Source organism: Streptomyces sp. NPDC001902 (assembly GCF_042891295.1).
In the GTDB taxonomy this organism is placed as follows: Bacteria; Actinomycetota; Actinomycetes; order Streptomycetales; family Streptomycetaceae; genus Actinacidiphila.
On record NZ_JBIATA010000038.1, the window covers coordinates 17911 to 37207 of the forward strand.

19 protein-coding genes and 1 pseudogene are annotated in these 19297 nt (G+C 68.8%); 10 read left to right on the forward strand and 10 right to left on the reverse strand.

The window, feature by feature from the left end; genetic code table 11:
* Entirely contained in the window at nt 1-849 is an 849-nt protein-coding gene (locus ACFYYN_RS39195; protein WP_500549572.1) for a Rossmann-fold NAD(P)-binding domain-containing protein, read from the forward strand.
* Between the two features lie 56 nt (nt 850-905).
* On the opposite strand, the gene ACFYYN_RS39200 is transcribed toward ACFYYN_RS39195, so the two are convergent.
* The 6 genes and pseudogenes from ACFYYN_RS39200 to ACFYYN_RS39225 all read right to left on the reverse strand — a co-directional run bounded on the left by ACFYYN_RS39200 (nt 906) and on the right by ACFYYN_RS39225 (nt 5876).
* A complete protein-coding gene (locus tag ACFYYN_RS39200; RefSeq protein ID WP_500549573.1) occupies nt 906-1133 on the reverse strand; it encodes a winged helix-turn-helix transcriptional regulator in 228 nt (75 codons plus the stop codon).
* Between the two features lie 544 nt (nt 1134-1677).
* The gene (locus tag ACFYYN_RS39205) at nt 1678-3096 is read right to left on the reverse strand and encodes a helicase associated domain-containing protein (RefSeq protein WP_500549574.1); all 1419 of its coding nucleotides are present in this window, start codon (nt 3094-3096) and stop codon (nt 1678-1680) included.
* Nucleotides 3042-4217, reverse strand: a complete 1176-nt coding sequence (locus ACFYYN_RS39210; RefSeq protein ID WP_500549575.1) for a DEAD/DEAH box helicase — start codon at nt 4215-4217, stop codon at nt 3042-3044. The genes ACFYYN_RS39205 and ACFYYN_RS39210 overlap by 55 nt, the downstream gene beginning before the upstream one ends.
* Nucleotides 4218-4520: 303 nt before the next feature.
* Nucleotides 4521-4703 carry a hypothetical protein gene (locus ACFYYN_RS39215; protein WP_500549576.1) on the reverse strand — a complete coding sequence of 61 codons (183 nt, stop codon included), beginning with the start codon at nt 4701-4703 and terminating at the stop codon, nt 4521-4523.
* A gap of 61 nt (nt 4704-4764) precedes the next feature.
* A pseudogene (locus tag ACFYYN_RS39220) lies at nt 4765-5000 on the reverse strand (hypothetical protein).
* A gap of 60 nt (nt 5001-5060) precedes the next feature.
* A complete protein-coding gene (locus ACFYYN_RS39225) occupies nt 5061-5876 on the reverse strand; it encodes a LysR family transcriptional regulator (protein ID WP_500549577.1) in 816 nt (271 codons plus the stop codon).
* A gap of 191 nt (nt 5877-6067) precedes the next feature.
* On the opposite strand from ACFYYN_RS39225, the gene ACFYYN_RS39230 reads away from it, so the two are divergent.
* The 3 genes from ACFYYN_RS39230 (at nt 6068) to ACFYYN_RS39240 (ending at nt 8450) form a co-directional block, all read left to right on the forward strand.
* Nucleotides 6068-6562 (forward strand): nuclear transport factor 2 family protein, encoded by a 495-nt coding sequence (locus ACFYYN_RS39230; protein ID WP_500549578.1) that lies wholly within the window; start codon nt 6068-6070, stop codon nt 6560-6562.
* A gap of 1 nt (nt 6563) precedes the next feature.
* On the forward strand, nt 6564-7490 hold the full coding sequence (locus ACFYYN_RS39235) for an NADP-dependent oxidoreductase (RefSeq protein WP_500549579.1): 927 nt from the start codon (nt 6564-6566) through the stop codon (nt 7488-7490).
* 183 nt (nt 7491-7673) lie between these two features.
* A complete protein-coding gene (locus ACFYYN_RS39240; protein WP_500549580.1) occupies nt 7674-8450 on the forward strand; it encodes an SDR family NAD(P)-dependent oxidoreductase in 777 nt (258 codons plus the stop codon).
* Between the two features lie 187 nt (nt 8451-8637).
* On the opposite strand, the gene ACFYYN_RS39245 is transcribed toward ACFYYN_RS39240, so the two are convergent.
* The 3 genes from ACFYYN_RS39245 to ACFYYN_RS39255 all read right to left on the reverse strand — a co-directional run bounded on the left by ACFYYN_RS39245 (nt 8638) and on the right by ACFYYN_RS39255 (nt 10901).
* Nucleotides 8638-9117 (reverse strand): ATP-binding protein, encoded by a 480-nt coding sequence (locus ACFYYN_RS39245; protein ID WP_500549581.1) that lies wholly within the window; start codon nt 9115-9117, stop codon nt 8638-8640.
* Between the two features lie 194 nt (nt 9118-9311).
* A complete protein-coding gene (locus tag ACFYYN_RS39250) occupies nt 9312-10181 on the reverse strand; it encodes an NAD-dependent epimerase/dehydratase family protein (RefSeq protein ID WP_500549582.1) in 870 nt (289 codons plus the stop codon).
* Nucleotides 10182-10301: 120 nt separating this feature from the next.
* Nucleotides 10302-10901 carry a TetR/AcrR family transcriptional regulator gene (locus tag ACFYYN_RS39255; RefSeq protein ID WP_500549583.1) on the reverse strand — a complete coding sequence of 200 codons (600 nt, stop codon included), beginning with the start codon at nt 10899-10901 and terminating at the stop codon, nt 10302-10304.
* A gap of 223 nt (nt 10902-11124) precedes the next feature.
* Here ACFYYN_RS39255 and ACFYYN_RS39260 point away from each other — a divergent pair, with 223 nt between their 5' ends.
* The 6 genes from ACFYYN_RS39260 to ACFYYN_RS39285 all read left to right on the forward strand — a co-directional run bounded on the left by ACFYYN_RS39260 (nt 11125) and on the right by ACFYYN_RS39285 (nt 17749).
* Nucleotides 11125-11961 (forward strand): SDR family oxidoreductase, encoded by an 837-nt coding sequence (locus ACFYYN_RS39260; protein WP_500549584.1) that lies wholly within the window; start codon nt 11125-11127, stop codon nt 11959-11961.
* Between the two features lie 146 nt (nt 11962-12107).
* A complete protein-coding gene (locus ACFYYN_RS39265) occupies nt 12108-12839 on the forward strand; it encodes an SDR family NAD(P)-dependent oxidoreductase (RefSeq protein WP_500549585.1) in 732 nt (243 codons plus the stop codon).
* A 33-nt stretch (nt 12840-12872) separates the two neighbouring features.
* The gene (locus ACFYYN_RS39270) at nt 12873-13628 is read left to right on the forward strand and encodes an SDR family oxidoreductase (protein WP_500549586.1); all 756 of its coding nucleotides are present in this window, start codon (nt 12873-12875) and stop codon (nt 13626-13628) included.
* 185 nt (nt 13629-13813) lie between these two features.
* Nucleotides 13814-14701: an SDR family oxidoreductase gene (locus ACFYYN_RS39275; protein ID WP_500549587.1), complete on the forward strand. Its 888-nt coding sequence runs from the start codon at nt 13814-13816 to the stop codon at nt 14699-14701.
* 988 nt (nt 14702-15689) lie between these two features.
* Nucleotides 15690-16976 (forward strand): IS256 family transposase, encoded by a 1287-nt coding sequence (locus ACFYYN_RS39280; protein WP_500549622.1) that lies wholly within the window; start codon nt 15690-15692, stop codon nt 16974-16976.
* A 302-nt stretch (nt 16977-17278) separates the two neighbouring features.
* Entirely contained in the window at nt 17279-17749 is a 471-nt protein-coding gene (locus tag ACFYYN_RS39285) for a hypothetical protein (RefSeq protein WP_500549588.1), read from the forward strand.
* Nucleotides 17750-17802: 53 nt separating this feature from the next.
* On the opposite strand, the gene ACFYYN_RS39290 is transcribed toward ACFYYN_RS39285, so the two are convergent.
* Nucleotides 17803-19158 carry a hypothetical protein gene (locus tag ACFYYN_RS39290; RefSeq protein WP_500549589.1) on the reverse strand — a complete coding sequence of 452 codons (1356 nt, stop codon included), beginning with the start codon at nt 19156-19158 and terminating at the stop codon, nt 17803-17805.
* Nucleotides 19159-19297: the final 139 nt, after the last annotated feature.

Below are 19297 nucleotides of genomic sequence, written 5' to 3' on the forward strand. Positions count from 1 at the left end.
TTGCGCGTGGTGCTGTTCGGTGCGACCGGAATGGTGGGGCACGGGGTCCTCACCACACTGTTCGAAGACCCTACGGTCACCGAGATCACGGCGATCGTGCGGCGCAGCACCGGCCGCTCCCATCCGAAGCTCCGCGAGGTTATCCACCAAGGTTTCCAGGATCTCCATGAACTCGAATCGATCTTCGCTGGAGCGCACGCGACGGTCTTCTGCCTTGGAGTGCCGTCGCTCGGCCTGAGCGAGCTCGAATACACGCGCATCACGCGGGATATCGCGGTCGCGGCGGCCGCTGCGGCGCTGCGCGGAAACCCCGGGAGCCTCTTTGTGTACGTCTCGGCCAACCGCGCCGACAGCACCAGCAAGACGATGTGGATCCGGGTCAAGGGCCGCGCCGAAGAGGCGATCGCGGCGATCCACCCACGCGCGTTCTTTCTGCGTCCGGGCCTGATCCGGCCCTCCCGGGGCGCGCGGCCGTCGACCCGCGGGCAGCGCGTGGTCTATCGAATCCTGAAGCCGTTCTTCCCCCTGCTGGCTCGGCGCTGGCCGGCTGTGGTCACCTCGACCCGCGAGATGGCCCTCGCGACCTTGGAGATTCTGCACGCCCCGGAAACCCTGCCCCGACGGCTGGGCAACACTGCGATCAACGAACTTGCCGTGCCCGGCGCCCGCCGGCCTCGCACTGAGGTAGGCGTTCAACTCGGGCTGGTGCCTACCGTTGACCAGCCCCTTTCCCGATCGTGGCTGACGCCGCCGTTCCTCTCGCAGTGCTCTCGCCGGCGCCGGAACGATCCAGACGTTCGGAACGACTCAGATGTGCGGGGATGCTCGGACCGGATGACGAGCCGGTGACCTGTCACGAGCGACTGCTCTTGCAGGTTCGCAAGCCTGCCCGCCGAAGGGGCTTGTCACGGTCCGATGGAAGACCGGGTGGCAGTGTCGTACTCGTCGCGGTCGCGGCGGATGGCGCCGAGGTTGGCTTCGGTCCAGGCGACCAGTTCAGCCAGGACGGCGTACAGACTGCGACCGCGTGGGGTGGGCGCGTACTCGACCCCGGGCGGCACGGTGAGCTCGACGGTGCGGCTGATCAGGCCGTCGCGCTCCAGGCGACGGACCGTGGTGCTGAGGATGTGCATGCGGGCGTGTTGTGGGGTGTCGTACAAGCGATCAACGCAGGGGTGACCACGGTCGCCAACTGGGCCCACAACCTGGGTCCCGAGGCGGACATCGACGCCAACGTGCGTGCGCTGCACGACAGCGGCATCCGGGCCGGCTGTACTTCGGCGGCAAGGCCAGTTCCAGCGGCGATCACTCCCGCTACGAAGCGCAAGCCCGCCACCTGCACGCCACACATACGCCGCACCGGGTGGACGGCCGGACCGCGCTCGGGCTCGCCGTGCGTGGTCCGCCCATGGCGACACCAGCGGAGAACACATCCCCGGGGTTCGGGGCTGGGTGAAGTTGCTCATGCCCGTTCCAACACCCGGTGCGCCCTCGAGGTCACCCCGTGAACCCGCACTCGACATGCCCCGAGAGCTTGTCGAGTGCGGGTTCATGCCGTACGAGGCTCAGGATCTGCGAACCCACGCGCTTTTGAGCGGCACCAGCGCAAGGGTGAGCCGTGCGTCCCGGCGCGTGTACACCGGGACGCCTGGCGGGTCCCCGACTCTATGAGATCCGTCAACTGCTCCATCGCATGCCGAGTTCGTTGAGCGCGGCCACCCGCTGCTCGGGCAGTGCGGCCCGGCGTGCCCGGGCGTTGTTGACGAAGACGCCCAGGCTGACCGTGTGCCCGTCGACCGGTTCCGTGTGACGACACGGCACATTCAGGTGCCCTTCCCGTCCGCGGTATTGACGGGCGGCGGCAATGTTCAACTGCCACTTCTCGTCATTGTTCAACCGCGGCGCCGCCCTCGGTGCTGAGGGAGCGGCCGGCTCGATGCCCAGGACGCTGCGGAGCATCCACTGCTGCGGGACGGACAGCCTCTCGAAGGTGGCTGCGTTCTGCTGGACGGTGGCCCACCTGCCGATGTCCTCGCCCTGGATGACCAGTTGGCCGGTCTCGTGGCCGGTCACGGTGCCGCCGTCCGCGACGTGGACGCGGGCCAGGGTGAAGCGGCGCTGCCAGTCGATGGCCCAGGCCGGGCACCAGGACGGGTCGATCGCCTCGAGGGCTTCGCGTCGTTGTTCGGTGAGCGCGCCGGGCGGAAGGTCGGCGCCGTCGGGCACGCTCGCGGCGAGGCGGGTGGCGCTGCGCTGGTTGTGCAGCCACCGGCCGATTGGGTAGCCGTCGGGGCTGACGGCGTCGTTGGCCGGCAGGAGGTGCCCGTGGGCGGCGAACCATTCCCGGGCGGCGTTCAGGCCGTCCTCGAAGCCGGCGTCGAACTCGGACCACACCATGTCGACTGTACTGAGCGCGGTGATGCGGTCGGTGGCCAGGCGGCCCGCGCGGTGGGCGCGGCGTTGTTCGGCGATCCAGATGCCGAGGGGGAAGCCCTCGTCTGGGTCGTCCTGGTCGACGGGGTCGCGGTAGGTGTAGGGGACGCGGAGGTCGCCACGGGCGGCCCTGTAGGCGATGGCGGACTCGAGTCCGCGCCGCCAGGACAGCTGTGCGGCCTGCAGCACGCGCAGGGAGATGAACCGGGCCAGCATGCCGGGGTCGCGGGGTGTGGCGAACTGCAGGATGCCCGGGGCGTCGACCGGGTCGGCGACCTCGTTCGCGGGGTCAGGGCCGTCGGCGTCGACGGTGTCGGAGGCGGTCGCGTCGCCGTGGTCTTCGCTGGTGCCGCTTGTGGGGCTATCTGGTTCCAGGGCGGAGGCGGACAGTGCTTCGACGGCCTGGGTGTCGTGGGAGCGCAGGGCTTCCAGGAAGCGGGCCAGGGGGTCGTATGCCGGTGAGGTGAGCATCTGGTCCGGGCTTTCGCCCTGGCCGAGCATGACCGGCACGACGATGGTGGCGATTTTGCCGTCACCGGGCTGCATCCGCAGGGCGCGTCCGAGGACCTGGACGATGTCGGGCATGGCCCCGAACACGTCGCACATGATCACGGCATCGGCCCAGGTGTCGACGCCGACACCGAGGTCTTTCGCCGAAGACATCGCCGACAGGGCGACGGGGGTGCCAGCATCGGTGACGCCGGAGTGGAAGTTCGCCAGCCCTTCACGGCGGACTTCCGGGGAGTGCTCCCCGTACAGCCAGCGGGCGACCAGGGATTCCGGCAACTGCAGTGACGGGTCGGCGGCCGCGAGGTCCTTGTGTGCCTGGGGCAGTCCTTCGGCGAAGGCCTTCGCTTCGGCGACCCGGCTGTGAAGGTGAGGACTCTTTCCAGCCGGTAGTCGCTCGCGGTTTTGAGCATGGCGGCCTGCATGGCGGCCAGCCGCAGGCTGTGGATCCGGTCGCGGCTGCGCCCCGCGGCGACAGCGGCCTGGTAGGCGGGGTCGGCGATCTCCACGCACACCACGCGGTAGGGGGCGATGATCCCTTCGTCGATCGCGGTCCGAAGCGGGAGCTCGTAGGCGACCTCACCGAACTGGGAGGGGTCATCCATGGACACGATGAGTTTCACTGCGGACCGGCCGGATCCGCCGATGGACGGCGCATCGCCGTCGTCGAGGGTATCGCGGTCACCGGAACCGCCGAGTTCCCACATGCGGGGCGTGGCGGTCAGGCTCAGGCGCCGGGTGGCCGGGATCCGGGTGTTGTCCAGGACCGCTGCCCACGGCTTGCCGATCGCTCCGGACACCCGGTGGGCCTCGTCCAGGATCGCCAGGTCCCATTCGGGCAGGCCGAGCGTGTGGGCTTCCTGCAGGGTGCCCAGGCCGACAGAGGCGTAGGTCGCGAACACCGCGGCGTCGGGCAGGTCGGCAGTCCAGACGATCAGTTCGGCGGGGTTGATGGTGCAGCGCAGGCCGGGGGTGGAGGTCAGGGAGCACAGGCCGAACATCGGACCGTGGTGGCCGGAGCGGCGCCAAGCGTCGGCGGTCTGTTCCAGCAGGTCAAGGGAGGGACCGAGGATGATCACCCTTCGGGCGCCGACCTGGTGGGCGGTCATCTGCCCGATCAAGGTCTTGCCGGAGCCGGTGGCCAGGCGGGCCTGCGTGCGCAGGCCCTGGGGCGGTACGGCGTGGCCGGGGTGGATGGTCAGTGCCTGGGCGGCGCTGTCGGTGGCCGCGGTCTGGTGCGGCCGCGGCGGGACCGTGATCACGTGCTGCGTGGTCATCGACCCGGCTTCCAGCAGTCGGTTCTGGGTGGGAAGTCGCGCCGCGCTCGAGGTGGCCAAGGTAGAGCCGGGCGGTTCGAGTGCCACGCGCCACTCAATGGTCTCCTTTGCGCGCGCGGCGCCCGGGCAGGGGCGGTGCCGCTGTACGAGGGGAGTTGGGTGCGGCTCTCCTGAAAGGAAGAGTGACCCCAGCTCTGCGGGGGAAAGATCCGAAAGCGGTCGAGGCTGTGTTTCGCGCCCACGATCGTGGCGCTGAGCCATTCTCCGCAGCCGCCGTCGCACGACACCAGCGCACGTAGTGCCTCACTTGCCGGTAATGAGTTCCTTGAGCTGGACCGCTCGTTGCCATCCACCTGCGGCCGTGGCTCCCAACGCAGCGCCGATCACCATGACTAACGGCTGAATGGCTTCTGGCACACCGATGTCCGGGCCCCACCTGTGCGCTGCCACCGCTCCCCCGACGGCCGCCAGGAGCACCAGCACCATGTGCGCCGATTCCCAGAACGCTTTACGGGCGATCAGCAGCTTGTCCGCCTTCCGGCGTCGCTCATTGCGCGTCAGATGTCGGCCGCGTGCCGGGACGGGACCGGTATTCGGCGTTGATGCGCTGGGCTTCTTCGAGCTGGTCTTCGAGGATGATGATGCGGCAGGCGGCCTCGATAAGGTCCCGTGGTCAACGAGCTCCCGGGCACCGGCAGCGGATGCGCAGCTGGTAGCGGGAGTAGTGGCGGTGGCGCGGAGGAAGCCCTGGGTGGTGCCGGGCATCTCGGCGGCCCGGCCCATCGTGTAGGCGGGGTAGCCGTCGTCAAGCCGGCTGAACGAGTCGTCTGCAGCTCCGAGGCACTACGCCGCCATCGTCGTCCGCCCCGACAGCCCCCCGGACGCCAGCTGCTCCGTCAATTCAAGCAAGTCGCGGTTGCGCGACCCCTGCGACCAGCAGAACGCCAACGTAGTCGGCGGCAGGTCTGCGACGGGCACCGCCACCACGTCCGTCGGCAGTCGGTCCGCGACGGCCGAGCCGACCACGGTGATCAGTCGACCGAGCGCAACCCGGTCCATGATCTCGTCGATGCCGACTTCGGGGCAGTGGGCACGGTACCCGGACTCGTCCACGAGATCGCCCACCGAGAGCGCGGCGCGGTCCGCGAGCCAGTGCTCCCTGGGCAGTAGCGCCATCGGCCGCTCCTCCCCCACCTCCACGCCCCGCAGCCCGGACATGTCCTCGCTGTCGACGCACACCAGCGCCGCGTCCGCGATCCCATCCCGCACGGCCTGCGCCCGATCGTGCGTGAACACCAGCTCGGGCGCAGGCCCAGCGTACCGACGCAGTACCTGCGAGAGCAGCCCACTGCCGGTGCCGGGCCGGACGGCGACGACTAGCCGGGGCGTGTCGGCGGCGCGTTGGGTACGCCGTACCGCGATGTCGAGCCCGCGCAGCAAGTGCCGGCACTCGTCGCGGAACGTGCACCCCGCGTCCGTCAGCTCCACCCGGCGGCTCGTACGGTTGAGGAGACGGACACCCATCCGCCGCTCCAAGCGGGCGATGGCGCGCGAGAGCACCGGCTGGGTGATGCCGAGGTTCTCCGCCGCGCGGCTGAAGTGCAGCTCCTTGGCTATCTCCGCGAAGTACACGAGTTCACGAGTCTCCAAGCGATCCATGCCTCCAGGGTATCGCCGCATGTCCCATTGGTCATGGCCAGGTATGCACCGGTCTGGTCGACTGGAATCAGCCGGGCGCGGCCGGTCCCCCCGGATCCGGCCGCGCCCTGCGCCACCCCGCATCCCCCCATTCCACGGCCGCCCCACCCCCTCGGGGCACCGCACGGCACAGACACGAGGAGAACCGAACCATGAGCGACGAGCGCAAGGTGCAGGAGGTGCTTGCCCGTTACGTCCGGGCGACGGACGCCCGCGACGGCAAGGCGCAGGGCACGCTGTTCACGGACGACGCGGTCGTGCAGATCCGCATCAAGACCGGCCAGGGCGTGTACGAGCCGTTCGGCGAGCCCTTGGTCGGCGGCGCCGCCGTCCAGTACGCGGTGGAGAACTTCATGGAGCCGCACCCGGCGGGCGGCTCCAGCCACCACACCACCTCGGACCACATCATCGAGGTGGACGGCGACCGCGCCCACCTGAACGCTCAGTTCGTCGTGTTCCGGGTGCGCGCTCGGCTCCGCCCCGAGACTGAGACCGGCTGGCCCGCCGATGCCTTCGGCGCCCAGGGCACCGTGGAGCCGATCGAGTCGGGCTACTACGACACCATGCTGCGCCGCATCGACGGCGAGTGGAAGATCACGCGCCACGATGTCCTGATGGACATGCCGATGGCTATTCCGGGGGCCTGACATGAAGGCGATGGTCTACCGCTCGTACGGCGGCCCCGAGGTGCTCGAACTCGCGGAGCTGCCACAGCCCAAGGCGCACGTGGACTCGGTCGTCGTACGCGTGCGGGCGGCGGCGCTCAACCCGGCTGACCTGGCGATCCAGGCGGGCGCGCTGGACAGCGCGGTCGCAACCTACTTCCCGGTGGTCCCCGGCTGGGACATCGCCGGTGTGGTGGAGAGCGCAGGGCTCGCCGCCGCTGAGTTCGCCCCCGGTGACGAGGTCGTCGGCTACATCCGCAGCGATGTGCAGCACGCGCACGGCGGACTGGCCGAGTTGGTCTCCGCTGATGTGCGCACCCTGGTGCGCAAGCCGCGCGGCATGCACTTCACCGAGGCGGCCGGACTCCCGCTGGCGGGTCTGACCGCGTACCAGGCTGTGGTCCGCGCCCTGGGCGTGCGGCCAGGCGAGACGCTGCTGGTGCACGGCGCGGCAGGTGGTGTCGGCTCACTCGCCGCGCAGATCGGCCGGGTGCGAGGAGCCCAGGTCATAGGCACGGCGAGCGAAGGCGACCACGACTATGTGCGCTCCCTTGGTGTGACCCCGGTGCTGTACGGCGACGGGGTCGCGGACCGGGTGCGCGCACTGGTGCCCGCCGGGGTGGACGCCGTTCTGGACGCGGTCGGCCAGGGTGTGCTGGCCACGTCCGCCTCCGCCGCCCGGCCGCGCGCCCGCGTGGCCTCGATCGCGGACATCGGCAGGCCGGGCGTGGTCCCGGTGTTCTGTCGGCTCGACGGCGACGACCTGAGAGCCGTGGCCGACCTGGCCGACAGCGGACGCCTGAGCGTGCGCGTGGGCTCTGTCTTCCCGCTGGAGCGGGCCGCCGACGCGCAGCGCGCAATCGCGGCGGGCGGCACTGGCGGCAAGATCGTGGTGACCGTCGGAGCGTGACGGCCGGCCCCTGGGGGCCGGAGACGGCCCCCAGGCGCGGGCGTACGGCCTGATGCGCGGATCGCAGGTGACGTGCACCGGGCCAGTCACATTGACCGATGTCCCCGCACCCCCTTTCCCGCAGCATGGAGAACGCGGCGCACCACGTCGTCCTCCAGCACCAGAGCGAGAAGGAGCAATTTCATGGCTCGCGTTTTCATCACCGGCACGACCGACGGACTCGGTCTAGCCGCGGCCCGTCTGCTCGTCGAGCAGGGACACATGGTCATCGGGCACGCCAGGAACGAGCGGCGGGCGCAGCAGCTGCGCGAGCGGCTCCCGGAGGCGGAGACGATCCTCACGGCCGACCTGTCCAGCCGGAAGCAGACCGTCCGGCTGGCCAAGCTGGCCAATGAGCTGGACCCCTTCGACGCCGTGATCCACAACGCCGGCATCGGATACCGCGAGCGTTCCAAGGTCACCACCGAGGACGGGCACGCGCACGTCCTCGCCGTCAATGTGCTCGCGCCCTACATCCTGACCTGCCTGATGCACCGCCCCAAGCGCCTGGTCTATCTGAGCAGCGGCATGCACCAGGGCGGCCGCGTCGACACCCGCGACTTGGACTGGGAGCGCCGCCCTTGGAACGGCTCGCAGGCCTACTCCGACAGCAAGCTGTTCGACGCCACGCTCGCGTTCGCCGTCGCCCGGCTCTGGCCGGACGTGCTGAGCAACTCCCTGGAGCCCGGCTGGGTCCCTACCAAGATGGGCGGCCCCGGCGCACCGGACGACATCACCCAGGCCCACATCACGCAGGCATGGCTCGCGGTGAGCGATGACCCCGAGGCGAAAGTGAGCGGCCAGTACTTTTACCACCAGAAGGAAGTGCCCCCGGCGCTCGCCGCAATGGACACCGGTTTTCAGGATGATCTGCTGGCGACGCTGGAGGAACTGACCGCCGTGCCGTTCCCGCGTTCCTGAGCAGAGAGGTATCACCGATGGAGCAAGTTTCACTCGGCGGTCTGCACAGCTCCCGCAATCGGCTTCGGCTGCATGGGCATCTCCGCCTTCTACTCGGGCCCCGGCTCTGACACCGAGTCGGTACTGCGAGCACACCTGAAAGGTCGGCTCGAAGCGGCCGATCTCTGCGAATAGGCGCGCCGCGGACTCAGGCCGAGGACGGTCTCCGTATCCCGCTCATGATCACGCACACGCAGCGTCCCCAGGGTCCCTGGTAGATGATCAAGTCCGTTGCGAGTGTGGTGACGATGGTCATGCCTCTGCCGTGCTCGTCAGCGTCGTAGATGTCGGCGTCCCTTTGAAGCTGATGGGGGTTGCCGTAGTCGGTGACCGTGATTCGCAAGCCGTAGCGGTCGAGTCCGATGGCGAGTTCCATCCGGGAGCGGCCGTGCACCACGCTGTTGGCGAGTAGTTCGTCAGCGACCAGCACGGCCGAGTCCACATCCTGGGCGGCGATGCCCCAGCCGGTGAGGAACTCGGCGAGCCGGTGGCGTAGGGAGCTGACACGGTCGGCGCGCGCCGGGGCCGTGATCACCAGATAGCGGCTGGGTCGGCCGGCCAGGGCGGGGCATCTCGGCGCCCGCTTCGTGCAAGCGGCCGGGCGGCAGGAGAGCAGGGGGAGGATCATGGTGTATTTCCGCGGGCGTGTCTGGGCCTACCGGCGTCTCCGGCAGCCTGGAGAGCCCCCGGCCGGGAAGGCTCCCCCGCGGCCGGGTGCGACTTCCAGCGTTGAACGCGGGATCCGCGGCGTCCAAGACCTGATCCGTGCGCTGTGATGCCGGATGGATATCAAGCCCTCCCTGTGCCGTCAGTAGTGGCCGCTCAGGAACCTTCGGCGAGTTCCGTCAGGGGGTCGTGGTGGGCCGGGGTCCAGCCGAGGTCGTGGCGGGCTCGGGCGCCAGAGATCCGCTGGTCCAGCGCAAACGCCTCCGCGATGGGGCCCATCTGCTTCTCCGCCTCGGCGAGGGTGAGGCTGCGAAGGGATCCCGGTCGGCCGATGAACCGGCTCACTGCTTCGGAGACCTCGCGTGCGGTGGGGTAGACGTCGATGACGCCCGCGTAGACGGAGCCGGCCGGGGCGGCAAGGGCGAGCGCGTAGAGGTCGGCGATGTCGTCGACGTGGACGACGGACCAGCGGTTGGTGCCCTCTCCGATGACAGGCACCGCGCCGTCGGCGCGACCGGGGGCGGCGTAGAAGATGTCGATGAGTCCGGCCGCGTGGCCGTACACGACCCCCGGCATCACGACTACGGGCCGATCGCCGGTGCTGGCGCGGGCGAGCACACGCTTCTCGTTCTCCAGGCGCCAGGCTGTCAGGCGGGGCGGGTTGAGCGGCGCGTCCTCGTCCACGACACCGTCTGTGTCGCCGTAGACCCAGGCTCCGCCGGTGTGGACGTACGGGCGTGAGCCAGCGCCGTCCTGCAGAGCCTGGGCGGCCGCCCGGTCGACGTCCCCGCTGTCGGGGCCGGCGTGCTGACCCAAGTGGATCACGCCATCCGCGGCTCGGGCCGCGTCGGTGAGGATGCCGGTGTCGGTGAGCGTTCCACGCACGGGCGTCGCCCCGAGTTCGGCTACGGCTGTCGCTGACTTCTCGCTGCGCACTAGGGCGCTGACCTCGATGTTCCTTCGCGTCAGGGCCTTGATGGTCGCCTTGCCGAGGTATCCGGATCCTCCGGTAACGAACACCTTCATGGTGGCCACCCTTCTCCCGTCGCCAGAGTTCAGCAATTTTGTGGCTCTTTGCCATATACCGTCGCCATTCAGGCTGCCTCCTGGCGAAGGGCGTGGCGACTCGCGAGCTTCGGCGACAGCTCAGATGCGGAGTTGCCGAGCCGTGTCGATTTCGGGTGCGGGCAGTAGTGCGCCGACTGTCGCCTCGATGGCCTTGACCATCGCCGCCCGGTGGCGGGCGAGACGGGCGGGTTCGTCGGTGTTGTCCGGGTTGCGGATCTCGGGTGCGGTCGTTGCCCAGGCCTGGGCTGCCACGACGACCAGCATCAGCACGTCCATTCCGGCCTCGAGGCTGGCTCCGTAAGCCTCGGCGATCTCGGCGGCCTTGGTGACATGCGCATCCCTCTCCAGTTGCGAGGCCCCCGGGCGTTCCAGCGCCTTCCATTGCGTGAGCCGCAGCAGCCCGGGGTCGGCGGTCAGCGCATCGAACAGTGCGCTGGTGTATCCCGGCAGGTCTCCAGGGGTGAACGGCACCATGTCGGCGAGCACGGTCAGGCGGTCGGTCAGCACGGCATCGAACAGGGCGTCCTTGGAGCCGTAGTACGCGTAGATGGCCTGCTTGTTTGCCGATGCGGCGGCGGCGATCCGGTCCACGCGGGCGCCGGCGAAGCCCACGCTGACGAACTCGTCGAACGCTGCGTCGAGCAGCCTGGCGCGGGTGGCGGAGGAGTCGTATCCCATACCCCCAGAGTAAACCAACCAGACGGTTGACAACAGGGGCCCACGGCGACAACCATCTAGTTGGATGCAAAGTTGTGGCGGTGCTCAGTAGCCGGTGAGGCCCGCCTGGGTTCGACCCCCACGACGGGGAAAGTGAAAAATCCAACCGGATGGTTTGACATCCGATGCCGAGCGACGTAGATTCCTCTCATCTCAACCAACCAGTTGGATTAGGAGTTTGATCATGGCACCTACGACGTGGTTCGTCACCGGCGCGTCGGCCGGCATCGGCCGCAGCGTGACCGAGCAGCTTCTGGCAGCCGGCCACCAGGTCGCCGCGACCGCGCGTCGGCCGGAGGCGCTGGCCGATCTGGCCGAGCAGTTCCCCAAGCAGCTGTGGACCGCGGCGCTGGACGTGACCGACACCGCGCAGCTGCGGGCGGTGGTGGATCGCGCGTTCGCCGAACTGGGTCGGATCGACGTGATCTTCTCCAACGCCGGACGCGGTTCGGTGGGCGCAGCCGAGGAACTGTCAGATGCTGTGATCGACGATCAGATCGCCGTCAACCTCACCGCTCCGATCCACCTGCTGCGGGCGGTACTGCCGTACCTGCGTGAACAGGGCGGTGGCCGGTTCATCCAGCTCTCCACCATGGGATCGCAGATCACCACCCCGGGAGCCAGCATGTACCACGCGTCGAAGTGGGGCGTGGAGGGCTTCATGGAGTCCGTGATCGGCGAGGTCGCCGCGTTCGGCGTCGACATCACCATGGTCGAGCCGGGCATCATCCGCACCACGTTCGGTGCGAACCTCGACGTCGCCGAGCCGCTGCCCGCCTACGCGTCCGGCCCGGTCGGGCAGGTGCACCAGTACCTGGCGTCCTCCGACAACATCACCGCGAACGCGCCCGGCGACCCGAAGAAGGTGGCGGCCGCGATCATCGCGTCCGCCGACACCAGCCCCGCGCCGCGGCGCCTGGCCCTGGGCAGCGACGCCTACAACGCAATCAAGGCCGCCCTGACCGGTCGGCTCGCGGAACTCGAAGCCGGCCGCGACATCGCCCATTCGATCGACTTCTGAGCCTCCGGGCCTTAACGCGCGCAGGACGTGCGTCTTCTCATCGCCAGACCCGGGCATGTTCACGGGCTGGGTTTCCGCTTCCTTCTTCTTCCTGTCGCTCAGCGCTGTGCGGGCCGACGTCCCACCCAGAACAAAGGAACACATCCATGTCGAAAGTCATCGCCATCTTCGGTGCCGGCAGCGGTCTCGGAACGGCCCTGGCCCGCCGCTTCGGCAACGAGGGCTTCCGCGTCGCGCTCGTCGCTCGCCGCGTCGACCGCCTCCAGAGCATCGTCGACGAGCTGGCCGCAGAGAAGATTGAGGCCGAAGCCTTCCCGGTCGATCTGTTCGACCCGGCGAACGCCACCACCACGGTCGACGCCATCAAGAACCGCTTCGGCCGCATCGACGTCGTCTCCTACCAGCCCCTCCCCGGCGGCACGGCCTTCGTCCCGGCGACCGAGCTGAGCAGCGAGCAGCTGAGCAGGTACGTGAACCTCCTTCTTCTCAGCCCCGTCGCGATCGCCAACGCGGTGCTGCCGGAGATGATCGAGCGCGGCGACGGCGGGTTCATCGTCACCGGCGGCTTCACCGCTGCCGAGCCCCAGCCCTACATCAGCGGCATCGGCCCGGCGATGGCCGGCATCCGCAACTTCATCTACTCGCTGCACGGAGAGGTCGCCGACTCCGGCGTCTACGCCGGAGTCGCAACCCTGTCCGCGCTCATCAAGGACAGCGAGTCGTACGCCTCGATGACCCCCGAGATGCTCGCCGAGATCACCGGCGGCAGCACCGGCCTGAACATCCTCGACCCTGACGAGCTCGCCCAGACCTACTGGAACCTCTACACCGACCGCAACCAGCTCGAGTACCGCTTCCCCGCACCGGTAGCGAGGTAGCCGATCAACCAGATATCACGACAGGAGAAGGAAATGACTGATCTCACCGGCAAGACCGCCGTAATCACGGGCTCCGCCCGCGGCATCGGCAAGGCCATCGCCCTGCGCTACGCGAAGCTCGGCGCCAACGTCGTCATCAACTACGCATCCAACGTCGCCCGCGGCGAGCAGGCCCTGGCGGAGGTCCTCAAGCAGGGCGGGCAGGCCATCGCAGTCCAGGCGGACATCTCCAAGGCTGCGGACGTCGACCGGCTCTTCGCCGAAGCGACGGCGAGCTTCGGCTCCGTCGACATCGTCGTGGCCAACGCCGGCCTGGAGCTCCTCGGCACTGCGATCGCCGACCTCACCGACGAACAGATCAACAGCATGGTCGACGTCAACGCCCGCGGCGCGATCTTCACGATGCAGCGTGCCGCCAAGCACGTCGCCGACAACGGCCGGATCATCTACATCGCCTCCACCGCCATCGCCAACCCCGTGGCAGGGGCGGGTCTGTACACCGCGGTGAAGGCGCCCGGCCGGTACTTCGCCGAGGTCCTCGCCCGGGAGACGGCCGGCCGCGGTATCACGGTCAACACGATCCAGCCCGGCCCGATCGATGACGCCGGGGTGTTCCTCGACTCCATCCCCGCCGACTCCCCCTTCCGCGGCATCCAGGCCAACGGCCGCATAGGAGACCGCATCGGCTCGCCCAGCGACGTCGCCGACACCGCCGAGTACCTCACCAGCGACCTCGCCGCCTGGGTCAGCGGCACCACCATCGCCGTCACCGGCGGTCTACCCCAGTAACCCGCTCTCGCCGGTCAACCCGGGGCCCGTGCACCCGCGCACGGGACTCGGTCACCCCCGGACTCTGCGTCCCCCTCGCACATGACCGGCCCCGAAGCACCATTCCCCGGGCTGGGCGTGAGCGGTCGTGCCGAACCCCGGATCGGCGACCTACTGATCGCCTCCGAACACGGAAAGAGCGCACCATGAGCAGCAGCGCAGCCCGCGACGCCACCCCTGCGGCTGATGCCGTCGGCGGCGTCAGCACCGACAAGATCTGGCTTATCACCGGGGTGAGCAGCGGGCTCGGCCAGGAGATGAGCCGCCAACTACTCGCCCGTGGCACCCGCGTCGTCGGCACTGCCCGGGACCCCCGCGTGCTGGACGCACTGCGGGCAGAGCACCCCGGCCTCTTCCACGGCCACTTGCTCGACGTCACCGACTCAGCCGCGATCTACCGGGTTGTCGACCGGGCTGTCGCTGGCCTCGGCGGGCTCGACGTCGTCGTCAACAACGCCGGATACGGACTGTTTGGTGCCGCCGAAGAGGTCACCGGTGCCCAGATCGAGCACCACATCGCCACCAACCTCACCGGCTCCATCCACGTCGCGCGCGCAGCGCTGTCGCACCTGCGCGCCCGCGGTGGCGGCCGGATCGTACAGGTCTCCACCTACGGGGGCCATGCCGCCTATCCAGGCGGCTCTCTGTACAGCGCCGGCAAGTTCGGCATCGAAGGTTTCATGGAAGCCCTGGCCAAAGAAGTCGCACCCTTCGGTATCGGCGTCTCCATCGTCGAACCCGGCGGCACCCGCACCGGCTTTCGCCGCAGCGCGATTTTCGGTACGCCGCTCGCGGCCTACAACGGCACCTCGGCAGCAGCCGTACGCGGGCTCACCGACTACTCCGCCCCCTCGCCCGGCGACCCGAAGCTGGTCGCCGCCGCCATCATCACCGCAGGCGAGACCAACCCGGCGCCCCTGCGAGTGGTCCTCGGCAGCGACAGCTACCGCCACATCGTCACCGCACTACGGGAACGCCTCGCCGGGGTCGAAGGCCAGGAGAGCTCCGCAGCCATAACCGACCGTCCGGCCTGACGCTTCCGCAGCGGCCGTGTGGAACGGAACTTGTGCCGTGACGGTCCCGCCGCCTGGGCGGCGGGACGGTCAGGAGGTAGTAGCGGTCGCCCATGGTCAACTGCCGACCCGATCCGTCAGCAGCAGGTTCCGCCCTGGGCGCGAGGGCCGGCGGGGGGGTACCGACTCGGGCTCCGGCGCGCAAGTGCAGGACGCCTCCTACTAGAAACAATGGCGAGGGCTGCAGATGTCATGGGGCCTTTGACCTGTGGGCTGCGCCTGGGGATCTGCCGGACGTCAACCCGGGGAGTCGGCTGTCGGCCTTTGGTCGTCGGGTGGACGACGTCCACCCGACGAGCCGGCTTACCGCTATGGACAACCGCGTGGCAGCACAGCAGGGAGCCGCAGGCCCGGCTGTGCGTTGCTCACTGGCGGGCGTCGGCGTCGATCAGCTGGGCCAGCTGTGCGGGCCGGGACAGGAAGGAGGAGTGTCCCGCCGCGCCCGGACTATTCCACTGGGCCGCGGGGTGTCAGCCGTACCGCAGATGCAGTTCCAGAGGAGGATTCCAGGGGTCATCCATCCGGTGCCGTGACACGAGCGGCCGGAGCAACATCGCCGTTTCGAAGCAGGCGGCGTACGCGGTCGACTGGTCCTCACCTTCTGACAGCCCGGGGCCCGCCTGCAGCAGCGGGCCAAAGCCTTAGCGCAGCCGTCGTCACCGCAAGGCAACGCCGAAAGGCCTCGGTGAGGCTGCAGCATGGCCACTGCTGGGCTAAGGAATCGGTCTCCAACACAAACAGCACTCCCGTGCCGCTGAGGAAGACGCTCGAAGTCTCATCTCACGGCACGGGAGCCCAGTTACATTACTACCCACCCACGCGCCCTGCTACAGCCGCTGGTCGAGTGGAGCACGATGCTGATCGTCAGCCGGAAGGTGACCGTCGATCCCGCGGGACTGTAAAAAGAACGGTGTAACTCCCGATCAAGGAAGAACACCTGATGAGCGACATGACTGCCTCTGTCGAGGCGGTTGAAGAGGTCCGGCCGGTCGAGCTGTCGGCGGACCTGCTGGATGATCAGTTGATCGGGCAGCTGGTCGACCGGGCCCGCGCGAGCGGCCTGCAGCTGACCGGTGAGGGCGGGCTGCTGCAACAGCTGACCAAGCGCGTGCTGGAGTCCGCCCTCGAAGGCGAGATCACCGACCACCTCGGCTACGACAAACACGATCCGGCCGGCGCCGGCAGCGGGAACTACCGCAACGGTGTCCGCGCCAAGACCGTGCTGACCGACGTCGGCCCGGTCGAGATCGCGGTGCCGCGGGACCGCGACGGAAGCTTCGAGCCGCAGATCGTCAAGAAACGCCAGCGGCGTCTGACCGGGGTCGACGAGATGGTGCTGTCGCTGTCCGCGCGGGGACTGACCCACGGCGACATCTCCGCGCACCTGGCCGAGGTCTACGGCGCCAGCGTGTCCAAGCAGACCATCTCGACGATCACCGACAAGGTCATGGACGGGATGGCCGAGTGGCAGAACCGGCCCCTGGACCCGGTCTATCCAGTGATCTTCATCGACTGTGTGCATGTGAAGGTCCGCGACGGGCAGGTCGCCAACCGGCCAATCTACGTCGCCTTGGCGGTGACCGTGGACGGCACCCGCGACATCCTCGGCCTCTGGGCCGGCGACGGCGGCGAGGGCGCCAAGTACTGGCTGCAGGTGCTGACCGAGATCCGCAACCGAGGTGTCGAGGACGTGTGCATGGTCGTCTGCGATGGGCTCAAGGGCCTGCCCGACGCTATCGGCACGGTCTGGCCGCAGGCGGTCACCCAGACCTGCGTCGTCCACCTGATCCGGGCCTCGTTCCGCTACGCAGGCCGCCAGGACTGGGACAAGATCTCCCGCGCGCTCAAACCGATCTACACCGCGCCGACTGCGAAGGCCGCCGAGGACCGCTTCCTGGACTTCCAGGAGGAGTGGGGCGCCAAGTATCCGGCGATCGTGCGCCTTTGGGAGAACTCCTGGGCCGAGTTCGTGCCGTTCCTCCAGTTCGACACCGAGATCCGACGCATCGTCTGCACGACCAACGCGATCGAGAGCGTGAACGCGCGCATACGCAAAGCCGTCCGGGCCCGCGGGCACTTCCCGAACGAGGCCGCCGCCCTGAAGTGCGTCTACATGGCCGTGATGAGCCTGGACCCCACCGGTCAGGGCCGCAAACGCTGGACCATGCGATGGAAGCCAGCCCTGCAAGCCTTCGACATCGCCTTCGACGGCCGACTCTCCCTCGGCCGCCGATAACCCACACCACCCGAGTTACACCGTTCAATGGACAGACCCTCCTGCTCGGCGGAAGCGGCCTCAGCAGGAGCGACGGGACGCTGCAGGTGGTCGACCACTGCGGCCGAGGAAGCACCCTGGTGGAACGATGGCGCCCTGTACGGCTGGTCCGCGTTCCCGGCCCAGCGTGGACACCGCACCACCGCAGATACGGCTGCAGGCCAGGGGGCCGCGGTCCTGAGCTGGCCCGCCGCCGATGAAGCGAGGCATGGTCTGGTAGGTACCTCGGGCAGACTGGCTCACGCCGTTGTCGATGTGCAGGGATGGTGGTTGTGCTGTTACGGCATCAACAGGTCGAGGTCGATGTGGACTTCTATGGGTTCTGCCTGCAGGAGGCCGCGGATCAGTTCGTTCCCGAGATGTATCCGGACGGCCGCGAGAGCATCGGTGAACCCTTCTTGACTGCACGCCCAGGGCGGTTGGACATCGAAAGCGGAGGCCATACCCACACCGCTCATCTGAGGGCTGAGGTCTTCGACGCCGAGCCACCGGCCGATACCCGTGAGCCGTGGGAGGCCAGCGGCCAGGCCCCGCTGTTCTCCCAGTCGGGTGAACTGCGGATCTGGGGCGTTGCCGGCGGCCCGATGGAGGAGTCCCTGGAGCTTGGCGCCACGGACACCCAGTGGCAGGTGCGGGTCTACTGCTCCGGGCGTGCGGAGGTGGGCCGCCTGGCGCAGCTGGAAGTCCCCAAGGGCGTCGAGCGGTATCTGGTGCAGTTCTGGCCTGCGGCCTGACCGCAGGGTGGGCGGGAGGGACCTGGGTGCGTGCCTCCCGCCCACCTGCGGCGTCAGGTGATCTGGACGATGAAGGCGTCGTCTTGGCCGTCGACGAAGCGGTTCTTCAGCAGGAATCCGGCCAGCAGGGTGCCGGCTGCTCCGTTGTCCGCCTTGGACAGTGGCAGGACCGAGTAGTTGTTCTTCGGCTTGGACGGTTCATAGGCGGGGAGCGCCTGGGCGCAGCCTTCGTAGGTGACGGCGAAGGGGAACTCGTCGCATTCCTTGCCGCCGGCGGCGTAGTTGGTGCCCCAGTACTGGCGGCAGTTGCGGATGGCCTCGCTGCGGTTCTTCTCGCGCCGTGTCTTGTCGTGGAAGAGGCGGTGCAGCGGGTTGTCGGCGCCTTGGCCGGGGAGCTTCTTGGCGGCGTAGGTGGGCTTGGTGGTGGCGGGTTTGGTGTAGGCGGTCTTGATGTGGTCGGCGACCGCCTTCTCGGGGGCGCCGGCCTTGGAGCTGTACTGCAGGGTGGCCAGGTAGCTGAAGACGGCGGCTCCCGCCCGGGTGACGTAGGTCGCGGTGTCCCAGCGTGGCGCAAGGAAGAACAGGTCGCCTTTCAAGGCTCCCGCCATCTCCCAGCCTGGTGGGGATGTGAGTTCGATGGTGGGCTGGTAGACGGCGAAGACGAGGTCGTCGGCTCCTGTGCCCTGTCCGGCGCTGACGCTGACGGAGTGCAGGAAGGTCGCCGGGTTCTGCGCGGCGAGCACCTGCCAGCTCTGCGGTCCGGGGATGCTGCCGCCCTGGGTGACCTGGGCGCTGGCCGGCCACTTCTGCGGCACCGTGATCTTGGGTGTGATCATCAGTGCGCCGGTGCCCGTGGTGCCGGTCTGCTGCATGTTGGTGAAGTAGTACTGGACCTTCATGTCGCGGCTGCTCTTGGCGATGGTGCCGACGGCCAGGACCACGAACTGGCTTTCCCCGACGATCTGCCGGTTGCGGCTCCACCGCTGGGTGAACGCGGCGCCGGAGCAGACGGCAAAGCGGGATTTGACGTAGAACTTGTTGTCGGTCCCCAGGCCCGCGCCGCACTCCTCGGCCGTCATGGTGTGCGCCGGCTCCGGATAGGAGATCGCGGCTGCTGACCGCGCCGAGCGCTGCGGCGGAGCCACGGCGGACGGCCGTGTGGCCCTGGGCGCGTACGAGGCCGCGGGACCCACGAGCTCCTGTGGGCTGCGGATGCCTTCAGCTGCCGACTGGCGGGCCTGGCGGTCGAGCGCTGCTGCTTTCTGCGGGGACCGCAGGTGATGCAGGGCAGGAGCGGCGGCGCCGGGCGGAAGGACAGAGGACTCGATGGTTAAAGCCGCGGGCTGTGCTCCTGCGGTAGTCGGGGCTATCAGCGGGACGAGCAGCGCCGTCGTCAGCAGCGCGGTCACTCGTCCACGGGCCCAACGCGATCGCTGGGTCGGTGTCATGTGTGGTTCCCCCACGAAACGGGTTTGCTGCCTCGGGGTGGTCTGATCCCGGACAGCCGGACCCGCACACATGTAGCAATACCCAGCAGTAGCATCCGAT

Coding starts and splice junctions, on each gene's coding strand:
- ACFYYN_RS39200 (WP_500549573.1), bottom strand. CDS start 1,133: ATGCACATCCTCAGCACCACGGTCCGTCGCCTGGAGCGCGACGGCCTG.
- ACFYYN_RS39205 (WP_500549574.1), bottom strand. CDS start 3,096: ATGTCTTCGGCGAAAGACCTCGGTGTCGGCGTCGACACCTGGGCCGAT.
- ACFYYN_RS39210 (WP_500549575.1), bottom strand. CDS start 4,217: ATGACCACGCAGCACGTGATCACGGTCCCGCCGCGGCCGCACCAGACC.
- ACFYYN_RS39215 (WP_500549576.1), bottom strand. CDS start 4,703: ATGGTGCTGGTGCTCCTGGCGGCCGTCGGGGGAGCGGTGGCAGCGCAC.
- ACFYYN_RS39225 (WP_500549577.1), bottom strand. CDS start 5,876: ATGGATCGCTTGGAGACTCGTGAACTCGTGTACTTCGCGGAGATAGCC.
- ACFYYN_RS39230 (WP_500549578.1), top strand. CDS start 6,068: ATGAGCGACGAGCGCAAGGTGCAGGAGGTGCTTGCCCGTTACGTCCGG.
- ACFYYN_RS39235 (WP_500549579.1), top strand. CDS start 6,564: ATGAAGGCGATGGTCTACCGCTCGTACGGCGGCCCCGAGGTGCTCGAA.
- ACFYYN_RS39240 (WP_500549580.1), top strand. CDS start 7,674: ATGGCTCGCGTTTTCATCACCGGCACGACCGACGGACTCGGTCTAGCC.
- ACFYYN_RS39245 (WP_500549581.1), bottom strand. CDS start 9,117: ATGATCCTCCCCCTGCTCTCCTGCCGCCCGGCCGCTTGCACGAAGCGG.
- ACFYYN_RS39250 (WP_500549582.1), bottom strand. CDS start 10,181: ATGAAGGTGTTCGTTACCGGAGGATCCGGATACCTCGGCAAGGCGACC.
- ACFYYN_RS39255 (WP_500549583.1), bottom strand. CDS start 10,901: ATGGGATACGACTCCTCCGCCACCCGCGCCAGGCTGCTCGACGCAGCG.
- ACFYYN_RS39260 (WP_500549584.1), top strand. CDS start 11,125: ATGGCACCTACGACGTGGTTCGTCACCGGCGCGTCGGCCGGCATCGGC.
- ACFYYN_RS39265 (WP_500549585.1), top strand. CDS start 12,108: ATGTCGAAAGTCATCGCCATCTTCGGTGCCGGCAGCGGTCTCGGAACG.
- ACFYYN_RS39270 (WP_500549586.1), top strand. CDS start 12,873: ATGACTGATCTCACCGGCAAGACCGCCGTAATCACGGGCTCCGCCCGC.
- ACFYYN_RS39275 (WP_500549587.1), top strand. CDS start 13,814: ATGAGCAGCAGCGCAGCCCGCGACGCCACCCCTGCGGCTGATGCCGTC.
- ACFYYN_RS39280 (WP_500549622.1), top strand. CDS start 15,690: ATGACTGCCTCTGTCGAGGCGGTTGAAGAGGTCCGGCCGGTCGAGCTG.
- ACFYYN_RS39285 (WP_500549588.1), top strand. CDS start 17,279: ATGGTGGTTGTGCTGTTACGGCATCAACAGGTCGAGGTCGATGTGGAC.